We start from the raw sequence: 17,971 nt of genomic DNA, 5'->3' as shown, positions 1-17,971 counted from the left end.
TCGCGGCGGGCCCGCTCGATCGACTCGTCCTCCCCAGCGGCGCGCGAGGTTCGGCCGGCCGACGGATGCGGGCGTGCCGGGCTGCGAGGCGGCTCGCGGGCGCAGACTCGGCGGGTGCCCCTTCCGCTCGCCGGCCCCCTCCTCTCGCGGGCCGTCCGCGATGCCGTCGCGACGCTGCTCCCGGTCGTGTGCGCGGGCTGCGGCGCCCCCGATCGCTCGGTGTGCGACGGATGCCGCATGGCCGCGGCAGCCCGGACCGAACGGCTCGAGCGGGCGGGGCTCCGGGTGTGGTCGGCGCTCGAGTACGGCGGGGCCGTGGCATCCCTCATCGGCGCGTTCAAGGACGGCGGCCGCACCGACGCGGCATCCGTCCTCGCCCCGGCGTTGCGCGCGTCGATCTCGGCGGCGCTCGGCGAGGCGACCGGTCGGTCGGCCGACGTTCGGCCCGACCGGCCCCGCGCATCGCCTGCCGGGGGCGGGAGGCCGGCCGGGCTCCACGTCGTGACGGTGCCGTCGACGCCCGCCGCGCACCGGGCGCGCGGCTACCGCCCGGTGCCGTTGCTGCTGCGCCGCTGCGGCATCGTCCCCGCGCCCGTGCTCGTGCTCGCGCGGGACCGCGAAGACCAGGCCGGACTCGACGCGCACGCCAGACGAGCCAACGCCGAGGGCGCCCTCCGCGCCCGCGAGAGCCTCGCCGGGCGGCGGATCCTGCTCGTCGACGACGTGCTCACGACCGGTTCCACGCTGCTCGAGGCGGCCCGCGCGGTGCGCGCCGCAGGGGGCCTCGTCGAGGCCGTCGCCGTGCTCGCACAGACCCCGCTCCGGCTCGACCCGCGTTCAGCATCCTCACGGTGAACAGTCCGTGACATCCGGGGTGCCGACGACTACGGTTGCAGGACAGGCGTGGTCGAACCACCCTTCAGAACCGGGTGACACGTCGGTGGATGGAGGTCGTCATGGAACTGAACATCGTCGGACGAAACCTGGGGATCACGGATCGATTCCGCTCGTACGCGACCGAGAAGTCGGAGAAGATCTCCCACCTCGCAGACCGGGCCATCCGGCTCGACGTCAAGCTCTCGCGGCACCACGAGAAGAACGGCGGCTCCGGCCCCGACCGGATCGAACTCACCCTCGTCGGCAAGGGGCCCGTCGTCCGGGCCGAGGCCGACGGCTCCGACAAGTACGCGGCGTTCGACGTCGCCCTCGGCCGATTGCTCGAACGCATCCGCCGAGCCAAAGACCGCCGCAAGGTGCATCGCGGCCAGCATCGGCCGACCTCGATCCGCGAGGCCACCGACGTCGGATTCGCCGAGGTCGGCGTGCAGGCCGCACGACCCGAGGTCCTCGAGCAGGTGCGCACCGGCAGCATCCCGGTCGTCGACGAGGTCGCCGCTCCCGAAGACGACGACGTGTACTGCCCGGTCGTGATCCGACGCAAGGTCTTCGCCGCCACGCCCATGACCGTCGACGACGCGCTCTCGTACATGGAGCTCGTGGGCCACGACTTCTACCTCTTCATCGACTCCGAGACCAACCGCCCGAGCGTCGTCTACCGCCGCAAGGGATGGGACTACGGCCTCATCGGCCTCGACGAGAACGCCGACGAATACCCCGACGCCGTCGAGGGGGCGCTCCAGCGCGCGAGCGCCTGACCGCGACATCCGATCATCGCAGGCGGCGCCGCCGCACCGGGAGCACCGGTGCGGCGGCGCCGTTCCACGCTCGGAACGGTCCGGCTCGTGGGCACGTTCGCGACGGGCGAAGTCGGAAGCGCGCGCTCAGCCCGTTCGCCGCAGGCGCTCAGCCCCGTGGCCGCTAGCATGGCTATGATGCCGTCGATACGGCGCAACCGGCGTGCCGCCGACGCTCCACCCGAGGAGCGTTCCACCGAAAGAGATGGCACGCCGCAATGACAGGAGATCATTCGTGGCTTCGATTCTGGAGAAGGTCCTCCGCGTCGGCGAGGGGCGAACCCTCAAACGACTGCAGAACTACGCGGCGGCCATCAACGCGCTCGAAGACGACTTCAAAGACCTCAGCGACGAGGAACTGAAGCACGAGACCGTCGAACTCCGCGAGCGGTACGCGAGCGGCGAGTCGCTCGACGATCTGCTCCCCGAGGCGTTCGCGGCGGTCCGCGAGGCGAGCCGTCGAACGCTCGGCCTCCGCCACTTCGACGTGCAGCTCATGGGCGGCGCGGCGCTGCACCTCGGCAACATCGCCGAGATGAAGACCGGTGAGGGCAAGACGCTCGTCGCGACCACGGCCGCGTACCTCAACGCCCTCGCCAGCCGCGGCGTGCACATCATCACGGTCAACGACTTCCTCGCGAGCTACCAGTCCGAGCTCATGGGCCGCGTGTTCCGCGCCCTCGGCATGACCACCGGATGCATCGTGGCGGGCCAGACCCCCGCGGTGCGCCGCGAGCAGTACGCCGCCGACATCACGTACGGCACGAACAACGAGTTCGGCTTCGACTACCTCCGCGACAACATGGCGTGGCAGGCGACCGACATGGTGCAGCGCGGCCACTTCTTCGCCGTCGTCGACGAGGTCGACTCGATCCTCATCGACGAGGCCCGTACGCCGCTCATCATCTCGGGCCCGGCATCCGGCGAGGCCAACCGCTGGTTCACCGAGTTCGCGAACCTCGCCCGCCGGCTCACCCCCGGCGAGGACTACGAGGTCGACGAGAAGAAGCGCACCGTCGGCGTGCTCGAGTCGGGCATCGAGAAGGTCGAGGACTACCTCGGCATCGACAACCTGTACGAGTCCGCGAACACCCCGCTCATCTCGTTCCTCAACAACTCGATCAAGGCCAAGGCCCTGTTCAAGCGCGACAAGGACTACGTCGTCATGAACGGCGAGGTGCTGATCGTCGACGAGCACACCGGCCGCATCCTCATGGGCCGGCGCTACAACGAGGGCATCCACCAGGCGATCGAGGCGAAGGAGGGCGTGCAGGTCAAGGCCGAGAACCAGACGCTCGCGACCGTCACGCTCCAGAACTACTTCCGCCTCTACGACAAGCTCTCGGGCATGACCGGAACGGCCGAGACCGAGGCCGCCGAGTTCATGTCGACGTACAAGCTCGGCGTGGTCGCGATCCCCACGAACAAGCCCATGCTGCGCATCGACCAGTCCGACCTCGTGTACAAGAACGAAGAGGTCAAGTTCGCGCAGGTCGTCGAAGACATCGTCGAGCGCCACCAGAAGGGCCAGCCGGTGCTGGTCGGCACCACGAGCGTCGAGAAGAGCGAGTACCTCTCGCGCCTGCTCGCCAAGAAGGGCGTGCGCCACGAGGTTTTGAACGCGAAGAATCACGCTCGCGAGGCCGCCATCGTCGCCCAGGCCGGCCGGTACGGCGCGGTCACGGTCGCCACGAACATGGCGGGCCGCGGCACCGACGTGATGCTCGGCGGCAACGCCGAGTTCCTCGCCGTGCAGCAGATGCACGAGCGCGGGCTCAGCCCGGTCGAGACCCCCGACGAGTACGAGGCCGAGTGGGACGCCGTCTTCGACGCGGTCAAGAAGGAGGTCGGCGTCGAGGCCGAGCGCGTGCTCGAAGCCGGCGGCCTCTACGTGCTCGGCACCGAGCGCCACGAGTCGCGACGCATCGACAACCAGCTCCGCGGCCGGTCCGGCCGTCAGGGCGACCCCGGCGAGAGCCGCTTCTACCTGTCGCTGACCGACGACCTGATGCGCCTGTTCAACGCCGGCGCGGCCGAGAGCCTCATGGCCAAGGGCGTGCCCGACGACGTCGCCATCGAGTCCAAGGTCGTCTCGCGGGCCATCCGCTCCGCCCAGTCGCAGGTCGAGGCGCGAAACGCCGAGATCCGCAAGAACGTGCTGAAGTACGACGACGTACTGAACCGGCAGCGCGAGGCGATCTACGGCGACCGCCGGCACGTGCTCGAGGGCGACGACCTGCACGAGCGCACGCAGCGATTCCTCGAAGACGTCATCGACGAGGTGCTCGACGTGCACACGGCCGAGGGCAACCCCGACGAATGGGACTTCGACGCGCTCTGGACCGAGCTCAAGACGCTCTACCCGATCGGCATCACCATCGACGAGGTCGTCGCCGAGGCAGGCGAGAAGGGGCGCGTCAACCGCCAGTTCATCCGCCGTGAGATCCTCTCCGATGCGAAGCTCGCGTACCAGCGCCGCGAGGAGCAGCTCGGATCTCCCGCGATGCGCGAGCTCGAGCGTCGCGTGGTGCTCTCGGTGATCGACCGCCGCTGGCGCGACCACCTCTACGAGATGGACTACCTGAAGGACGGCATCGGCCTGCGCGCCATGGCCCAGCGCGACCCGCTCGTCGAGTACCAGCGCGAGGGCTTCGCGATGTTCCAGCAGATGATGGGCTCGATCCGCGAGGAGACGGTCGGCTTCCTGTTCAACCTCGAGGTCGAGGTCGCCCCTCAGGGCGGCGGCGCGACGATCGAGGCGAAGGGCCTCACCCGTCCCGATGCGCCCGCCGACAAGCTCAGCTACACCGCACCGAGCGACTCGGGCGGCGTCGAGGTGCGCAACCAGCGCGGCCAGGTGCAGCAGGCGGCGACGCAGCGCGCCCGTCGCGCCGTGGCTCAGTCGCAGGCGCCCGAGGCCCCCGCGGCCGAGCAGCCGCGTGGCGCATTCGGCCAGCGCCCCGAGGGCGAGGGTGCTCCCGCTCCGCAGAACCGAGCCGAACGGCGCGCTCAGGAGCGCAACGGTCGCTGATCACGACGACGGAAGGGGCGGCCTCGGCCGCCCCTTCCGTCGTTGCATGGCGTGCTTCCGTCGTGCTCGCGGTGCCGTTCGGGCGCAACGAACGTCGTGCGCGGTGCCGGACGCGACAGGCTGAATGCCCGTGGCCCGTGGCCCGTGGCCCGTGGCCCGTTGCCCGTTCGCCCGCCTGCCCGTTCGCCCGTGGCCCGTTCGCCCGCCTGCCCGTTCGCCCGTCGTCCGTTGCCCGTTGCGACGGGCCTCGTCGCGGGATCGCCCAGACCGCCGCAGCGCGGGTCGTCGGGTCAGATCCCGTGGATCAGAGCACCGCGATCGCGCTCGCGCGCCACCGCTGATCGAGCCCCTCGAGGCGGATGGCGACCGATCGCACCCGGTGCGGCTGGTGGACGAGCACGACCGCCTCGACGATGCCGTCGGCGGGCTCGGTCACGACGACCCTGCCGACGCGGAAGGTCGGGCGCTGCGGCGAGAGCCCCTTGATGCGCCGAGCGCGGTTCGCCAGGACCACGCGCTTCGAGAGCGTGCGGTACACGTCGTCGGTCACCCACCGTGCGAGCTGCTCGAGATCGCGGGCGCCGGCCATGACCTCGACGACGCAGTGCGTGAGGCTCTGCAGCATCGCTTCGGGATCGGGCAGGTCGCTCCGGCTCGCCGTCTGTCGCCCGAAGAACTCGTCATGGTCGATGAACGATGCCGAGTCGCGTACATCGAGGCGGACGGCAGGGCGTGCGGGCATCAGTGCTCCATCTGGGACAGGGTGCGGCAGCGCGAGATGACCGCCCCCGAACGGGGGACAGGTCGGCGAGCCTGCGATCGAATGTAGGAGGCCGTCGGAACCGTGTCAAGCACTTTCGGTACCTGTGGATAACCTGGCGTAACACAGCCGTCCACCGGCTAACGTGCCCCCATGCGGTGGGATCTCCTCTTCGACGACCTCGAGGCGAGGCTCGATCAGGAGCAACGCGACGAGGAGCGCGCCCTCGCGCTCGAAGAGGAACGGCTCCGACTCGGCAGGCTCGCGCTCCGCGACCGCCTGATGGCGATGACCGGCGCGCTCGAGCACGACCCGGCGTCCGTCCTCCGGCTCGAGCTCCGTACCGGGGAGCCGATCGCCGTGCGGCCCGCGTCGTTCGGCCGCGACTGGTTGAGCGGTGCGTTGGTCGGCCGTGGTTCGGGCGGGCAGTGCATCCTGCCGTTCTCTGCGATCGGCGCGCTCCTGACCGGCCCGAGGCTGCTCGAGCGAAGCCTCGAACCGCACCCCGATCCGCCCTCGAGCCTCACCGAGCGCATGGGTCTCTCGTTCGTGCTCCGCGACTTGAGTCGCCGGCGTGCGGCGGTGCACCTGCTCACCGAGATCGGTGCGGTGCACGGCACGATCGATCGGGTGGCGCGCGATCACCTCGATCTCGCCGTGCACCCCGCCGGTTCGCCCCGCCGAGAACGCGAGGTCCAGGGCTACCGCATCGTGCCGTTCGAGCGCGTGCTGCTCGTGTCGTTCGGCGCGCTCGCCTGACGCTGAAGCTGACGCTGACGGGTCGGCGCCACGCCGGCCACGCGGCATCCGCTCCTCAGGGGAGCAGGCGTCTCGGGCCCAGCGCGGTGACGTTGGAGAAGTCGGTGACGTCTGCGAACTCGCCCTGCTGCCACAGGGCGGAGCGCCGGGCCTCTTCGAGGCGGAAGTCGATCCAGAACTCGAGTTGGGTGCGCTCGATGCGCCACGGGCCGTTGTCGCCCACCCGGAGTGCGGGGAGTTCACCGGTGCCGATGAGCCCGATGATGGTCGCGGAGTCGACATCGAGAATTTGGGCGGCGTCGGCGACGGAGAGGAACCGCCCGAGTTCGCCCGCTTCTGATGTGCTCACCATCTGATTATCGACCTGCGATCGCGATCGCGGTCCGGGTGTGGATAACTTCACGGCGATCCGACAGGGTTGGGCGACGATTGACGACGGTGCGGCGGAGGGCGCCGCCGCCGGAAGGAGCATGATGCCACGTCGATCAGATCGGGGCGCGATCCGCCTCGACCCGCGCCTCGTCATCGGCGTCGCGCTCGTCGCGGGCTCGACCGCGGGGGTGTACGCCCTCGTGAGCGGGCTCGACGACGCGACCGAGGTGTACAGCGTGGTGCAGACCGTGACCCCCGGCGACCGCCTCACCGCCGACGACCTCGCGGTCGAGCGCGTCCGCTTCGGTTCCGCAGCCCCGCGCTACCTCGAGGCCGATGCCCTCCCGGCCGAGGGGCTCATCGTGACCTCGACGGTGCGCGAGGGTGAGCTCGTGCCGCTCGCCGCGGTCGACGAGGCCGATCGCGCCGGACTCGCGACCGTCGTCGTGACGAGCCGGGCCGCGCTCCCCGGCGATCTCGAGGTCGGCTCGCGGGTCGACATCTGGTCGGCGCATCGCGTCGAGCGGGGCGACTACGAGCCGCCCGCGGTGCTCGTTCCCGGTGCCGAGGTCGCGGCGATCAGCGAGAGCGGGGGCATCGTGCAGAGCGGGGCGGCATCGGTCGAGCTCCTCGTGCCGAGAGAGCGGGTGGCCGTGGTGCTCGAGGCGCTCGCCGCCGAAGACGTCATCGACCTCGTCCCGGCCCGACCGGGCGACGAGTGATGGCCCGCCTCGCCTTCGCCGTCGAACCGTCCGTCGAGGATCGCCTGCTCGCCGATGCCGTCGAGGCCGGTCACGTCGTCGTCGCCAGGGCCATGGTCCGCGCAGAGCTGATCGAGGCGCTCGACGTCGTCGCTCCCGACGTCGTGCTCGCCGGGGCGGGCCGGGCCATGCTCGACGCCGAGCTCCTCGAGGCGTGCGACCTGCGCGGCATCCGTCTCGTCGCCCTTGCCGCGAGCGATGCCGAGCGCTCCCACGCACGCGCGATCGGCCTCCACGAGGTGTTCGACGCCGGGTCGGCATGGGCCGATCTCGAAGCGGCCGTCAGCGGGGGAGTGACGCTCCCGTCCCGAGTCTCGGGTGAGGCGTCCCGGGCGGGCGAGCACTCGAACGGGGCCGTGATCGCCGTCTGGGGGCCGGGTGGTGCGCCGGGCCGCACCACGATCGCGGTCAACCTCGCCGCCGAGATCGCCGCCGCCGGCCATCGGGTGGCGCTGATCGACGCCGACCCCTACGGCGGGGCGGTCGCGCCCACGCTCGGGCTGCTCGACGAGGCGCCGGGGTTCGCGTCCGCCTGCCGGCTCGCCGGCGCCGATGCGCTCGACCGCGCCGAACTCGAACGCATCGCCCAGCGGTATTCGTCGCCGCGCGCGTCGTTCGACGTCTTCACCGGACTCGTCGGCCCGAACCGGTGGCCCGAGCTCGCGCGCGACCGCGTCGGCACGGCGATCGCGAAGATCCGCGAATGGGTCGAGTACGTCGTCATCGACACCGGATTCAGCCTCGAGCACGACGAAGAGCTCACGAGCGACCAGTTCGCGCCGCGCCGCAATGCGGCGACGTTCACGAGCCTCGCGAAGGCCGACCACGTCGTGGCGGTCGGCCTCGCCGACCCCGTCGGGCTCTCCCGTCTCCTCCGCGGGCACGCGGAGCTCGTCGATCTCGTCGACGCCGATCGCATCAGCGTGGTCGTGAACCGCGTGCGCACGAGTGCGCTCGGCATCGACGCCTACGGCCAGGTGCGTCAGACGATGCGCCGGTTCTCCGGGCTCTCCGAGGTCACGATGCTGCCGCACGACGGCCGGGCGACCGACGCGGCGATCCTCACCGCGCGCACGCTCCGCGATGCGTCGCCGAAGTCGCCGCTCCGGGCAGCGGTCCGCGAATTCGCGCACGAGGCCTTCCTGCCGGTGCCCGCGGCCGACGAACGACGCCGACGCCGCGTGCGGCGCGCCCGCCGGAGCGCCGTCGCGGCGGCCGCCGTCTGAACCGCTCCAGAGCGCGCAGGCGGTCGCCGGTCGGCGAGCCACGGAGCGGGCGGCTCGCCACGGGAGGTCCGCACGGTGCCCGGGCGATCGCCTCGCGGCATCCGACCGCTACGCTTGGGTCTGTGTCGACCCTCAGTGATCTCGTCCTCGCACAGGGCCGCAGCAGTCAGGCCGACGTCGACTGGCTGCATATGCTCGTCGGCGACCTCCAACTCCTCGCGGACCTCGCCTTCGCCGATATCGTGCTCTGGGTGCCGTCGGCCGACGAGGAGTTCGTGGCCGTGGCGCACGCACGGCCGTCGAGCGCCGCCACGCTCTTCTACCGCGATTTCGTCGGGCAGGCGATCAAGTCGCAATGGCGCGACCTCGTCGGCGACGCCTTCTCAGGCGCCCGCATCGTGGACTCCTCCTCTCCCGACTGGTACGAGGAGATGCCGACCCGCGTACGCGCGGTGCCCGTCATGCGCCGGCTCAGCTCCTCGGGCACCGAGATCGCACCGGTGCCGGTCGCGGTCATCACGCGTCACACGAACCTCAGCAGCACGCGCACCGCGAGCCGTCAGGAGCTGACGTTCAACGAGTGCGCCGTCGAGCTGTTCGAGATGATCGCCTCCGGCGACTTCCCCGACCTCGGTGCGCCGACCGGCCCCCGCCGAGGCGCTCCGCGCGCGTCCGACGGCCTGATCCGCCTCGACGTCGACGGCAACACCACGTTCGCGAGCCCGAACGCGCTCTCCGCGTTCAACCGCATGGGCTTCGAAGACGAGCTCGAGGGCGAGTCGCTCGCCGAGGTCACCACGCGGCTGCTCACGGGCAAGCTCGTCGTCGACGAGTCGCTGCCGCTCGTCGTCACGGGCCGCGCCCCCTGGCGCACCGACATCGAGTCGCGCGGCGTGACCGTGTCGCTCCGGGCGATCCCGATCCGGCGGCGCGGCGAGCGCACCGGCGCGATCGTCCTGAGCCGCGACGTGACCGAGCTGCGCCACCAGGAGCAGGAGCTCATCACCAAGGACGCCACCATCCGCGAGATCCACCACCGGGTGAAGAACAACCTGCAGACGGTCGCGTCGCTCCTGCGCATCCAGGCGCGTCGCACGCATTCCGACGAGGCGCGCGATGCGCTGACGCAGGCCATGCGCCGCGTCGGGGCGATCGCGGTCGTGCACGACACCCTCTCCGAAGGGCTCACCCAGAACGTCGACTTCGACCAGGTGTTCGATCGCGCGCTGCTCCTCGTCGCCGAGGTGGCTTCGGCCCACAACACGACGGCGCATCCGAAGCGCTCCGGTTCGTTCGGCGTCCTGCCGAGCGAGTACGCCACTCCGCTGGCCCTCGCGCTCACCGAACTCGTGACGAACGCCGTCGAACACGGCCTGGCGGGCCAAGAGGGCGACGTCGAGATCACGGCCGACCGTTCGCAGACGATGCTCACCGTGCAGGTGCGCGACACCGGCTCCGGGCTGCCCGAGGGCAAGGTCGGCGAGGGCCTCGGCACGCAGATCGTGCGCACCCTGATCCAGGGCGAGCTCGGCGGCACCATCGACTGGCACACGATCGTGGGGCGGGGCACCGAGGTCACGATCGAGATCCCGCTCCGCTGGATCACCTCGGTCTGAGCGCCTCCGACGCCGGCCCCGACCCGTCACCGGCCGCGTCCCTCACCGGGGCCGGGCACGACGAGCCGGGCACGACGAGCCCAGCACGACGAGCCGGGCACAACGAAACGACGCCGCGGCCCGAGGGCCACGGCGTCGTGAGGTCGTTGCGGCGGGGTCAGCCGGCCCGGCGGGCGCGAGCGGCGCGGCGCTTGAGCGCGCGACGCTCGTCTTCGCTGAGGCCGCCCCACACGCCCGAGTCCTGACCGGTCTCGAGGGCGTACTGCAGGCAGATCTCGGTGACCGTGCAGCGGGCGCAGACGGCCTTCGCCTTCTCGATCTGGTCGACGGCGGGACCGGTGTTGCCGACGGGGAAGAAGAGTTCCGGGTCAGCCGTGAGGCAGGCGGCCTTGTCGCGCCAGTCCATGAAGATGCTCCTTGCAGTGTGTTTCGTTGCAGGCGCGCACGATTGCGCGAGCCGAATCCGGCTGTGCTGCTGGGGGAAAGCCGAATCTCGGGAAGTAGGATCGGGATCGATCGGCTCACGTCCCTGTGAGCATCAATTCGGCCTCATAAATGGTCGCATAGCGGAGAGATCGAATCAATAGCCGTGAATGGGATAACGCTGTGAATACCGACGAAGACCGCGAGAACATGCCGCCCGAGGCGCCTGTCGGCGGGGTGCGCGCGGCGCTCGCGACGATCACGACGGTGCTCGTGCTCGAAGCGCTCGCGCTCGTCGGCGTCGTGGTGTGGCTCGTGGTCGACCTGCTCACGATCGAGCCCTCGTCGTACGCGACCGCGATCGCGCTGCTCGTGCTCGTGCTGGTCGGCGCGATCTGGATCTCGGCCGTCGCGGTCGGCTCGATGCGCCGTGCGCCGTGGGCCCGGTCGTCGGCGATCGTGTGGCAGGTGCTCCAGGTCTCGATCGCGGTCGGTGCGTTCCAGGGCCTGTTCGCCCGCCCCGACGTCGGGTGGGTGCTGCTCGTGCCGGCGATCACGGTCATCGGGCTGCTCCTGTGGACGCCGGTGCGGCTGGCCTACACGGGCGACCGGAACGCCGAACGGGCACCCCACGGCGCGTGAGGCGCCGCGCGGTGCCCGTTCAGGGCGTCGCGGTGGACGACGGGTTCAGCCGTCGAGGCCGAGGTCGCGTCGCACGCGCGCGACGTGGCCGGTCGCCTTCACGTTGTACCAGGCGCGTTCGATGACGCCGTCGGCGTCGATCACGAAGGTCGAGCGGATGCTGCCCACGACCGTCTTGCCGTAGTTCTGCTTCTCGCCCCACGTGCCGTAGCGCTCCTGCACCGCGTGATCCTTGTCGGAGAGCAGGGTGTAGTTCAGGCCGTCGCGCTCGGCGAAGCGCGCGAGCTTCTCGACGGCGTCCTTCGAGACGCCGACGACCTTGACGCCGGCCGAGGCGAAGGAGTTGAGGTTGTCGCGGAAGTCGCAGGCCTCCGTCGTGCAGCCCGGGGTCATGGCCTCGGGGTAGAAGTAGAGCACCACGCGAGAGCCGCGGAGCTGCGAGAGCGTGATCGGCTCGCCATTCTGGTCGTCGAGCGTGAAGTCGGGTGCGAGGTCGCCGGGGGCGAGTCGTGCGTCGGTCATGATCCAATGGTAGGCAGCTTCGATCGGCGGATGCCGCGGGCCGGAGGTTTCGACGAGGCATCCGACACCGACGAGGCATCCGACACCGACGAGGCATCCGACGCCGCTCGGGCGGTCGACGGCCCGGGGCGATCGAAGGGCGCGGGTGCCTCAGCGGAACGTCTCGAGGAGGCGCTGCAGCGAGTCCAGGCGTGCCCGGCCGGTGTCGCCGAGGTCGCCGGCCTGCACCGCTTCGACGATCGCGCAGTCGGGCGCGTCGGGCAGGTGGGTGCAGCCGCGGGGGCAGCGCTCGGCGATGCGAGCGAGGTCGCTGAAGGCGCCGAGGATGTTCGCCGGGTCCACGTGCCCGAGCCCGAAGGAGCGCACGCCGGGCGTGTCGATGACCCACCCGCGCCCGGCGGGGGATTCGAGCCGGAGCGAGACGGTCGAGGAGGACGTGTGCCGACCGCGCCCCGTGACGGTGTTGACGACCCCGGTGGCGCGGTCCGCGCCGGGCACGAGGGCGTTCACGAGCGTCGACTTGCCGACGCCCGAGTGGCCGACGAACACGGTGCGGTGGTCGACCAGTTCGGCCGTGATCACGTCGATCGGCATCTTGTCGGATCGGGAGCGGATGACCGGCAGGTCGAGGCCGGCGAAGTTCTCGAGGAACTCGGACGGGTCGGCGAGATCGGTCTTCGTGAGGCAGAGGATCGGCTGGATCCGGGCGTCGAACGCGGCGACGAGGTACCGGTCGACGAGACGGATGCGCGGCTCGGGGTTCGCGGCGGCGACCACGATGAGCATCTGGTCGGCGTTGGCGACGATGACGCGCTCGACCTCGTCGGTGTCGTCGGCGCTGCGGCGCAGCAGCGTGGTGCGCTCGCGGACGCGCACGATGCGCGAGAGCGTGCCGGCGTCGCCGGTGGTGTCGCCGACGAGGTCGACGTGGTCGCCCGTGACGACGGACTTGCGGCGGAGCTCGCTCGCCCTCGCCGCGGTGATGGTGCGCTCGTCGCCCCCGTTCTCGTCGACGAGCACCGAGTAGCGCCCTCGGTCGACGCCGAGCACGACGCCCTCGACCGCATCGGCGTGCTCGGGGCGCACCTTCGTGCGGGGGCGGCTGCCGCGCCGGTTGGGACGCACGCGCACACTCGACTCGTCGAACTCGTCTTCGTCGTCGTCTTCGTCGGCGTCCCACCAGGTCATGCGAGCATCTGCTCCCAGAGGGCGGTGAACTGCGGCAGCGTCTTGCCCGTGCAGGCGATGTCGTCGACGACGACCCCGTCGACGGCGAGGCCGACGATCGCGCCCGTGGTGGCCATGCGGTGGTCGGCGTAGGCCCGCCACCCGCCGCCGTGCAGCGGGGCCGGGGTGATCTGCAGGCCGTCCTCGAGTTCGCGCACGTCGCCGCCGAGTCCGGTGAGCTCGGCGACGAGCGCGGCGAGCCGGTCGGTCTCGTGGTGGCGGATGTGGCCGATGCCCGTGAACGTGCTCGGCCCGTCGGCGAATGCCGCGAGCGCGACGAGGTTGGGCACGAGCTCGCCCGCCTCGGAGAGATCGAGGTCGGCGCCGCGGATGCCTCGGCCGCCGTCTGCGCCGGGGTCGGGGGCGTGCACGGTGAGCCGGTCCTCGACGCGTTCGACGCGCGCGCCGAACCGGGGGAGGAGGTGTTCGAGCTGGGCCCCGACCTGCGTCGTGCGCTCGGGCCATCCGGTGATGGTGACCCGGCCGCCGGCGACCACGGCCGCCACGAGGAAGGGCGCCGCGTTCGAGAGGTCGGGCTCGACGTGGACGTCGATCGCCCGGATCGGGCCGGGGGCGACGACCCAGCGGCCGACCTCGGGCGAGGAGACCTCGATGCCGCGCCGGCGCAGCGTCTCGACGGTCATCTCGATGTGCGGCAGGCTCGGCAGGCGCTCCCCGGTGTGGCGCAGGTCGATGCCCCGCTCGAAGCGCGCGGCCGAGAGCAGGAGGCCCGAGACGAACTGGCTGGACGCCGAGGCATCGAGCTCGACGAGCCCGCCCTCGATGCGGCCGGTGCCGTGCACGGTGAACGGGAGGGCGCCACGCCGGTTGTCGTCGAGGTCGACGCCGAGGGCCCGCAGGCCCTCGATCGACCCGCCCATGGGGCGACGGCGGGCGGCCTCGTCTCCGTCGAACGTGGTGGGGCCGAGCGCGAGCGCCGCGACCGGTGGGACGAAGCGCATGACCGTGCCGGCGAGCCCGCAGTCGATGGTCGTGGAGCCGAGCAGCTCGTCGGCCGGGAGCACCCGGAGGTCGTCGCCGAATCCGCCCTGTCCGGGCATCCGCTCGAATCGCGTGCCGAGCGCCCGCAGCGCGTCGATCATCAGCTCGCTGTCGCGCGACCACAGCGGCGCATGCAGCGTGGACGGGCCGTCGGCGAGCGCCGCGAGCACGAGTTCGCGGTTCGTCAGCGACTTGGAACCCGGCACGGCCAGCACCGAATCGATCGGGCCCTCGGCCACGGGCGCGCGCCAGCCGGCGTCGGGCTCCGTCTGGCGATTGTCGCCGTACGGGTCGAACTCGGGCGCGGAATACTTCGAGATCTGCATCGGTTACCAACAGTAGCGTTCGAGAACGCGGAAGGAGTCGATGCGCGTGCCGGTCACCGAGTTGCGTCCCCACGGGTTCGCCCCCGCGACCACGGGAGCGGTCCCGTCGAAGGGCACGAGTGCGGGCGGCTTCGCGGCGCGTCGACGACGCCCGGCGGGCGCGGAGGCCGACGGCCTAGGATGGCCCCTGATGACTGCCGATGAGATCGCCGCTGCACCCGATGCCGAGCGCACGCAGGCGCAGATGTTCGAGGAACAGGCGCTGCCGTTCCTCGATCAGCTGTACGCGGCGGCGCTGCGCATGACGAAGAACCCCGCCGATGCGCAGGACCTCGTGCAGGAGACGTTCGCGAAGGCGTACGCGGCGTTCGGCCAGTTCACGCAGGGCACCAACCTCAAGGCGTGGCTGTACCGCATCCTGACGAACACCTTCATCAACACGTACCGCAAGAAGCAGCGCGAGCCGTACCAGGGCACGATCGACGAACTCGAGGACTGGCAGCTCGGCGGTGCCGAGTCGACCACCGCGCGGGCGAGCCGCTCGGCCGAGGCCGAGGCGATCGACCACCTGCCCGACAGCGCCGTGAAGGACGCCCTGCAGGCGCTCCCCGAGGACTTCCGTCTCGCGGTCTACTTCGCCGACGTCGAGGGCTTCTCCTACCAGGAGATCGCCGACATGATGAACACCCCCATCGGGACCGTGATGAGCCGACTGCACCGTGGCAGACGGCTCCTCCGCGAGTCCCTCGCCGACTACGCGCGCGAGCAGGGCATCGCGGCCGCCGGGACGGCATCCACCCCCAAGAGGCAGAAACTGCCGAGGAGCCCCAAATGAACGACTGCGGCTGCGAGAAGGCCCGAGCCGAGCTCGAGGAGTACCTCCACCACGAACTGGCCAGTGCGGATGCCGCAGACATCCGTGCGCACGTCGAGAACTGCGCCGACTGCCGCAACGAGGTGCGGGTCGGCGTCGCGATCACCGAGGTCATGCAGCGCGCCTGCAAGGAGACCGCGCCCGAGCAGCTGCGCCTCCTGGTGCTGACGCAGATCCGCACCGTCCAGGCCGGGCACACGACCACGATCGATTGAGCCGCGATCGACTGAGCGTCTGACGGCATGACGGCCTGACGGCAGGTTCAACCGTTCGACGGACGCCCGCGGCGGCGGGGCGAGCGTAACGTCGAACCGATGAACACCGACGCCTCCTCCACCCGTCCTGCTCGCCGCCGCTCCGTGCCGACCTGGCTGCGGGTGCTGATCCCGGCCGTGCTGATCCTCGTGTGGTTCGGCGCATTCGGCGCCGGCGGGGCTTCGTTCGGCACGCTGAGCGACGTCGTCGAGAACGACCAGGCCCAGTTCCTGCCGGCCTCCTCTGAGTCCGCCGAGGTGCAGGAGCTCCAGGCGGGCTTCCGCGGCGACGAGTCGATCCCGGCCATCGTCGTGTACGCGAGGGACGCCGGGCTGACCGATGCGGATGTCTCGGCGATCGCCGACGATGCCGAGGCGTTCGCCGACCTCGACGGCGTGCTCGCCGACGGGGTGTCGCCCGCCGTCGAATCCGAGGACGGCGCCGCCGCCGAGGTGTTCGTGCAGATCGACTCGAGCGCCGAGGTGAAGGACGTCGTGGGCGAGCTTCGAGACGTGGTCGCAGAGACCTCGGTCGACGGTCTCGAGGGCGCGGTCACCGGCCCCGCGGGCTTCACCGCGGATCTCTCCGATGCGTTCGCGGGCATCGACGGGCTGCTCCTGCTCGTCGCCTTCGGCGCGGTGTTCCTCATCCTCGTGATCGTGTACCGCTCGCCCCTGCTGCCCTTCATCGTGCTCGGCACGAGCCTCACGGCGCTCTGCGCGTCGGTGCTCGTCGTGGTGTCGCTCGCGCAGGCCGACGTGCTCGTGCTCAACGGCCAGACGCAGGGCATCCTCTTCATCCTCGTCATCGGCGCCGCGACCGACTACTCGCTGCTGTACATCGCGAGGTACCGCGAGGCCCTGCACACGGAGGAGAGCAAGTGGGATGCCACGTGGTCGGCGCTGCGCGGATCGTGGGAGCCGATCCTGGCGTCTGGCGGCACCGTCATCGCCGGACTCCTCATGCTGCTCGCCAGCGACCTCGGCTCGAACAAGCTTCTCGGGCCCGTGTCGGCGATCGGCATCGTGTTCGCCCTGCTGACGTCGCTGACGCTGCTTCCCGCGCTGATGTTCTGGGCCGGCCGCGCCGCGTTCTGGCCGGTGCGCCCGAAGGTCGCCGCGCACGTCGAGGCCGATGACGTGGTGACCCGACGCGGCATCTGGCCGAAGGTCGCGCGCCTCGTCGCCCGCCGGCCCCGCGTCACGTGGATCGTGTCGACGCTGCTCCTGGCCGTCATGGCGCTCGGCGTCACGCAGCTTGAGGCCGACGGGGTGCCGTCGAGCGAGTTCGTGCTCGGGCAGTCGCAGGCGCGCGACGGTCAGGCGCTGCTCAGCGAGCACTTCCCCGGGGGCTCCGGCACGCCGGCGGTCATCATCGCCGCGGAGGAGGACCTCGACGCGGTCGCCGAGATCGTGCTCGCCACCGACGGGGTCGACGCGCTCTCGGTCGTCTCGGAGGATTCGCCGAGCGGCTCGCTCCCGGTCACCGACGAGGGCATCCAGCCGCTCGGCCCGCCCGGGACGCCGGCCGGCGAGCCGACCGTCGTCGACGGGCTCGTCGAACTCGACGCGACGCTCGACGCGGCGAGCGATTCCGACGAGGCGGAGGCGGTGATCCTCGACCTGCGTGAAGGGCTCGCCGACGTGCCCGCCGACCAGCCGGTGCTCGTGGGCGGCGTCACGGCGGTCGCGCTCGACACGAAGGTCGCCTCGATCCACGACCGCAACCTCATCATCCCGCTCGTGCTCGGCGTGATCCTGCTGATCCTGATGCTGCTGCTGCGGGCGATCGTCGCCCCGCTCCTGCTCATCGCCACCGTCGTGCTGTCGTTCGGCGCCGCGCTCGGCGTCTCGGCGATCGTGTTCGACGAGGTGTTCGACTTCGCGGGGGCCGACCCAGTGGTGCCGTTGTTCGGATTCGTCTTCCTCGTCGCGCTCGGCGTGGACTACAACATCTTCCTCATGACGCGGGTGCGCGAGGAGAGCCGGAAGCACGGCACCCGGCAGGGCGTGCTGCGGGGTCTCGTGGTCACTGGCGGGGTCATCACCTCGGCGGGGCTCGTGCTCGCGGCGACGTTCGCCGCCCTGGGGGTGCTCCCGATCCTGTTCCTCGCCCAGCTCGCGTTCATCGTGGCGTTCGGCGTGCTGCTCGACACCTTCCTCGTGCGCTCGCTGCTCGTGCCGGCGCTCTCGTACGACCTCGGTCGGGCCATCTGGTGGCCGTCGAAGCTGTGGCGCGACGGTCGCGAGGAGCCCTCGCCCTCGGAGGTCGCCGCCGAGCTCGACGCCGACGCGGTGACCGCCGACCCCCATCACGCGCCCGAGCACCGCGCCTGAACGAGCCCGCCCCCGCCTGAGTGCGGAATCGGCGCCCGAGTGCACGATCGGCCCCGCCGAATCCGCACTCGGGCGCCGATTCGCGGTCGAAGGGGCGAGCGAGGGGCAGAAAATGAAGAGAGCGGATGCCGCGTGGCATCCGCTC

The 17,971-nt window shown here is 71.1% G+C and carries 17 protein-coding genes; 11 read left to right on the top strand and 6 right to left on the bottom strand.

Annotated elements, in window-relative coordinates:
* Positions 1-114 precede the first annotated feature (114 nt).
* The 3 genes from GQQ92_RS11515 (at position 115) to secA (ending at position 4,725) form a co-directional block, all read left to right on the top strand.
* Complete coding sequence (locus tag GQQ92_RS11515; protein WP_232057660.1) at positions 115-855, top strand: ComF family protein; 741 nt, start codon at positions 115-117, stop codon at positions 853-855.
* A gap of 101 nt (positions 856-956) precedes the next feature.
* A complete protein-coding gene (hpf, locus tag GQQ92_RS11510) occupies positions 957-1,655 on the top strand; it encodes a ribosome hibernation-promoting factor, HPF/YfiA family (protein WP_156999440.1) in 699 nt (232 codons plus the stop codon).
* A gap of 274 nt (positions 1,656-1,929) precedes the next feature.
* The gene (gene secA / locus GQQ92_RS11505) at positions 1,930-4,725 is read left to right on the top strand and encodes a preprotein translocase subunit SecA (RefSeq protein WP_156999438.1); all 2,796 of its coding nucleotides are present in this window, start codon (positions 1,930-1,932) and stop codon (positions 4,723-4,725) included.
* Positions 4,726-5,029: 304 nt separating this feature from the next.
* Here secA and GQQ92_RS11500 read toward each other — a convergent pair whose 3' ends face one another.
* A complete protein-coding gene (locus GQQ92_RS11500; protein WP_232057659.1) occupies positions 5,030-5,467 on the bottom strand; it encodes an Rv3235 family protein in 438 nt (145 codons plus the stop codon).
* Positions 5,468-5,638: 171 nt separating this feature from the next.
* Between GQQ92_RS11500 and GQQ92_RS11495 the strand changes: the two genes are divergently transcribed.
* Positions 5,639-6,244, top strand: a complete 606-nt coding sequence (locus GQQ92_RS11495; RefSeq protein ID WP_156999436.1) for a hypothetical protein — start codon at positions 5,639-5,641, stop codon at positions 6,242-6,244.
* A 55-nt stretch (positions 6,245-6,299) separates the two neighbouring features.
* Here the strand turns inward: GQQ92_RS11495 and GQQ92_RS16580 are convergent, their stop codons facing one another.
* On the bottom strand, positions 6,300-6,593 hold the full coding sequence (locus GQQ92_RS16580; RefSeq protein ID WP_197738220.1) for a helix-turn-helix domain-containing protein: 294 nt from the start codon (positions 6,591-6,593) through the stop codon (positions 6,300-6,302).
* 124 nt (positions 6,594-6,717) lie between these two features.
* Between GQQ92_RS16580 and GQQ92_RS11485 the strand changes: the two genes are divergently transcribed.
* From GQQ92_RS11485 to GQQ92_RS11475, 3 genes are all read left to right on the top strand, one after another.
* On the top strand, positions 6,718-7,338 hold the full coding sequence (locus GQQ92_RS11485) for a CpaB family protein (protein ID WP_156999433.1): 621 nt from the start codon (positions 6,718-6,720) through the stop codon (positions 7,336-7,338).
* Entirely contained in the window at positions 7,338-8,603 is a 1,266-nt protein-coding gene (locus GQQ92_RS11480) for an AAA family ATPase (RefSeq protein WP_156999432.1), read from the top strand. The genes GQQ92_RS11485 and GQQ92_RS11480 overlap by 1 nt, the downstream gene beginning before the upstream one ends.
* Positions 8,604-8,725: 122 nt before the next feature.
* Complete coding sequence (locus GQQ92_RS11475; RefSeq protein ID WP_156999430.1) at positions 8,726-10,219, top strand: sensor histidine kinase; 1,494 nt, start codon at positions 8,726-8,728, stop codon at positions 10,217-10,219.
* Positions 10,220-10,376: 157 nt separating this feature from the next.
* Here the strand turns inward: GQQ92_RS11475 and GQQ92_RS11470 are convergent, their stop codons facing one another.
* Positions 10,377-10,625, bottom strand: a complete 249-nt coding sequence (locus GQQ92_RS11470) for a WhiB family transcriptional regulator (RefSeq protein WP_055859573.1) — start codon at positions 10,623-10,625, stop codon at positions 10,377-10,379.
* Between the two features lie 200 nt (positions 10,626-10,825).
* Here GQQ92_RS11470 and GQQ92_RS11465 point away from each other — a divergent pair, with 200 nt between their 5' ends.
* A complete protein-coding gene (locus GQQ92_RS11465) occupies positions 10,826-11,284 on the top strand; it encodes a hypothetical protein (RefSeq protein ID WP_197738219.1) in 459 nt (152 codons plus the stop codon).
* A 45-nt stretch (positions 11,285-11,329) separates the two neighbouring features.
* Here the strand turns inward: GQQ92_RS11465 and bcp are convergent, their stop codons facing one another.
* The 3 genes from bcp to aroA form a co-directional block, all read right to left on the bottom strand.
* Entirely contained in the window at positions 11,330-11,806 is a 477-nt protein-coding gene (bcp, locus tag GQQ92_RS11460) for a thioredoxin-dependent thiol peroxidase (protein WP_156999428.1), read from the bottom strand.
* Between the two features lie 150 nt (positions 11,807-11,956).
* Positions 11,957-12,994, bottom strand: coding sequence for a ribosome small subunit-dependent GTPase A (gene rsgA, locus GQQ92_RS11455; RefSeq protein ID WP_156999426.1), 1,038 nt, complete (start codon positions 12,992-12,994; stop codon positions 11,957-11,959).
* The gene (gene aroA, locus GQQ92_RS11450; RefSeq protein WP_156999424.1) at positions 12,991-14,361 is read right to left on the bottom strand and encodes a 3-phosphoshikimate 1-carboxyvinyltransferase; all 1,371 of its coding nucleotides are present in this window, start codon (positions 14,359-14,361) and stop codon (positions 12,991-12,993) included. The genes rsgA and aroA overlap by 4 nt, the downstream gene beginning before the upstream one ends.
* Positions 14,362-14,551: 190 nt before the next feature.
* Between aroA and GQQ92_RS11445 the strand changes: the two genes are divergently transcribed.
* The 3 genes from GQQ92_RS11445 (at position 14,552) to GQQ92_RS11435 (ending at position 17,826) form a co-directional block, all read left to right on the top strand.
* Positions 14,552-15,196, top strand: coding sequence for a sigma-70 family RNA polymerase sigma factor (locus GQQ92_RS11445; protein WP_156999422.1), 645 nt, complete (start codon positions 14,552-14,554; stop codon positions 15,194-15,196).
* Entirely contained in the window at positions 15,193-15,450 is a 258-nt protein-coding gene (locus GQQ92_RS11440; RefSeq protein ID WP_156999420.1) for a zf-HC2 domain-containing protein, read from the top strand. Before GQQ92_RS11445 ends, GQQ92_RS11440 begins: the two co-directional genes overlap by 4 nt.
* A 99-nt stretch (positions 15,451-15,549) precedes the next feature.
* A complete protein-coding gene (locus tag GQQ92_RS11435) occupies positions 15,550-17,826 on the top strand; it encodes an MMPL family transporter (protein WP_156999418.1) in 2,277 nt (758 codons plus the stop codon).
* Positions 17,827-17,971 lie beyond the last annotated feature (145 nt).

The organism is Agromyces terreus (assembly GCF_009749465.1).
Taxonomy (GTDB): Bacteria; Actinomycetota; Actinomycetes; order Actinomycetales; family Microbacteriaceae; genus Agromyces; species Agromyces terreus.
The sequence above is the reverse complement of the archived record's forward strand: the minus strand, read 5'-3'. Positions and strand labels throughout refer to the sequence as shown.

Excerpts from the sequence above, each read along its gene's own strand:
- aroA (WP_156999424.1), bottom strand. The coding sequence starts at position 14,361 with ATGCAGATCTCGAAGTATTCCGCGCCCGAGTTCGACCCGTACGGCGAC.
- hpf (WP_156999440.1), top strand. The coding sequence starts at position 957 with ATGGAACTGAACATCGTCGGACGAAACCTGGGGATCACGGATCGATTC.
- rsgA (WP_156999426.1), bottom strand. The coding sequence starts at position 12,994 with ATGACCTGGTGGGACGCCGACGAAGACGACGACGAAGACGAGTTCGAC.
- GQQ92_RS11445 (WP_156999422.1), top strand. The coding sequence starts at position 14,552 with ATGACTGCCGATGAGATCGCCGCTGCACCCGATGCCGAGCGCACGCAG.
- GQQ92_RS11480 (WP_156999432.1), top strand. The coding sequence starts at position 7,338 with ATGGCCCGCCTCGCCTTCGCCGTCGAACCGTCCGTCGAGGATCGCCTG.
- GQQ92_RS11485 (WP_156999433.1), top strand. The coding sequence starts at position 6,718 with ATGCCACGTCGATCAGATCGGGGCGCGATCCGCCTCGACCCGCGCCTC.
- GQQ92_RS11435 (WP_156999418.1), top strand. The coding sequence starts at position 15,550 with ATGAACACCGACGCCTCCTCCACCCGTCCTGCTCGCCGCCGCTCCGTG.
- bcp (WP_156999428.1), bottom strand. The coding sequence starts at position 11,806 with ATGACCGACGCACGACTCGCCCCCGGCGACCTCGCACCCGACTTCACG.
- GQQ92_RS11470 (WP_055859573.1), bottom strand. The coding sequence starts at position 10,625 with ATGGACTGGCGCGACAAGGCCGCCTGCCTCACGGCTGACCCGGAACTC.
- GQQ92_RS11440 (WP_156999420.1), top strand. The coding sequence starts at position 15,193 with ATGAACGACTGCGGCTGCGAGAAGGCCCGAGCCGAGCTCGAGGAGTAC.
- GQQ92_RS11500 (WP_232057659.1), bottom strand. The coding sequence starts at position 5,467 with ATGCCCGCACGCCCTGCCGTCCGCCTCGATGTACGCGACTCGGCATCG.
- GQQ92_RS11495 (WP_156999436.1), top strand. The coding sequence starts at position 5,639 with ATGCGGTGGGATCTCCTCTTCGACGACCTCGAGGCGAGGCTCGATCAG.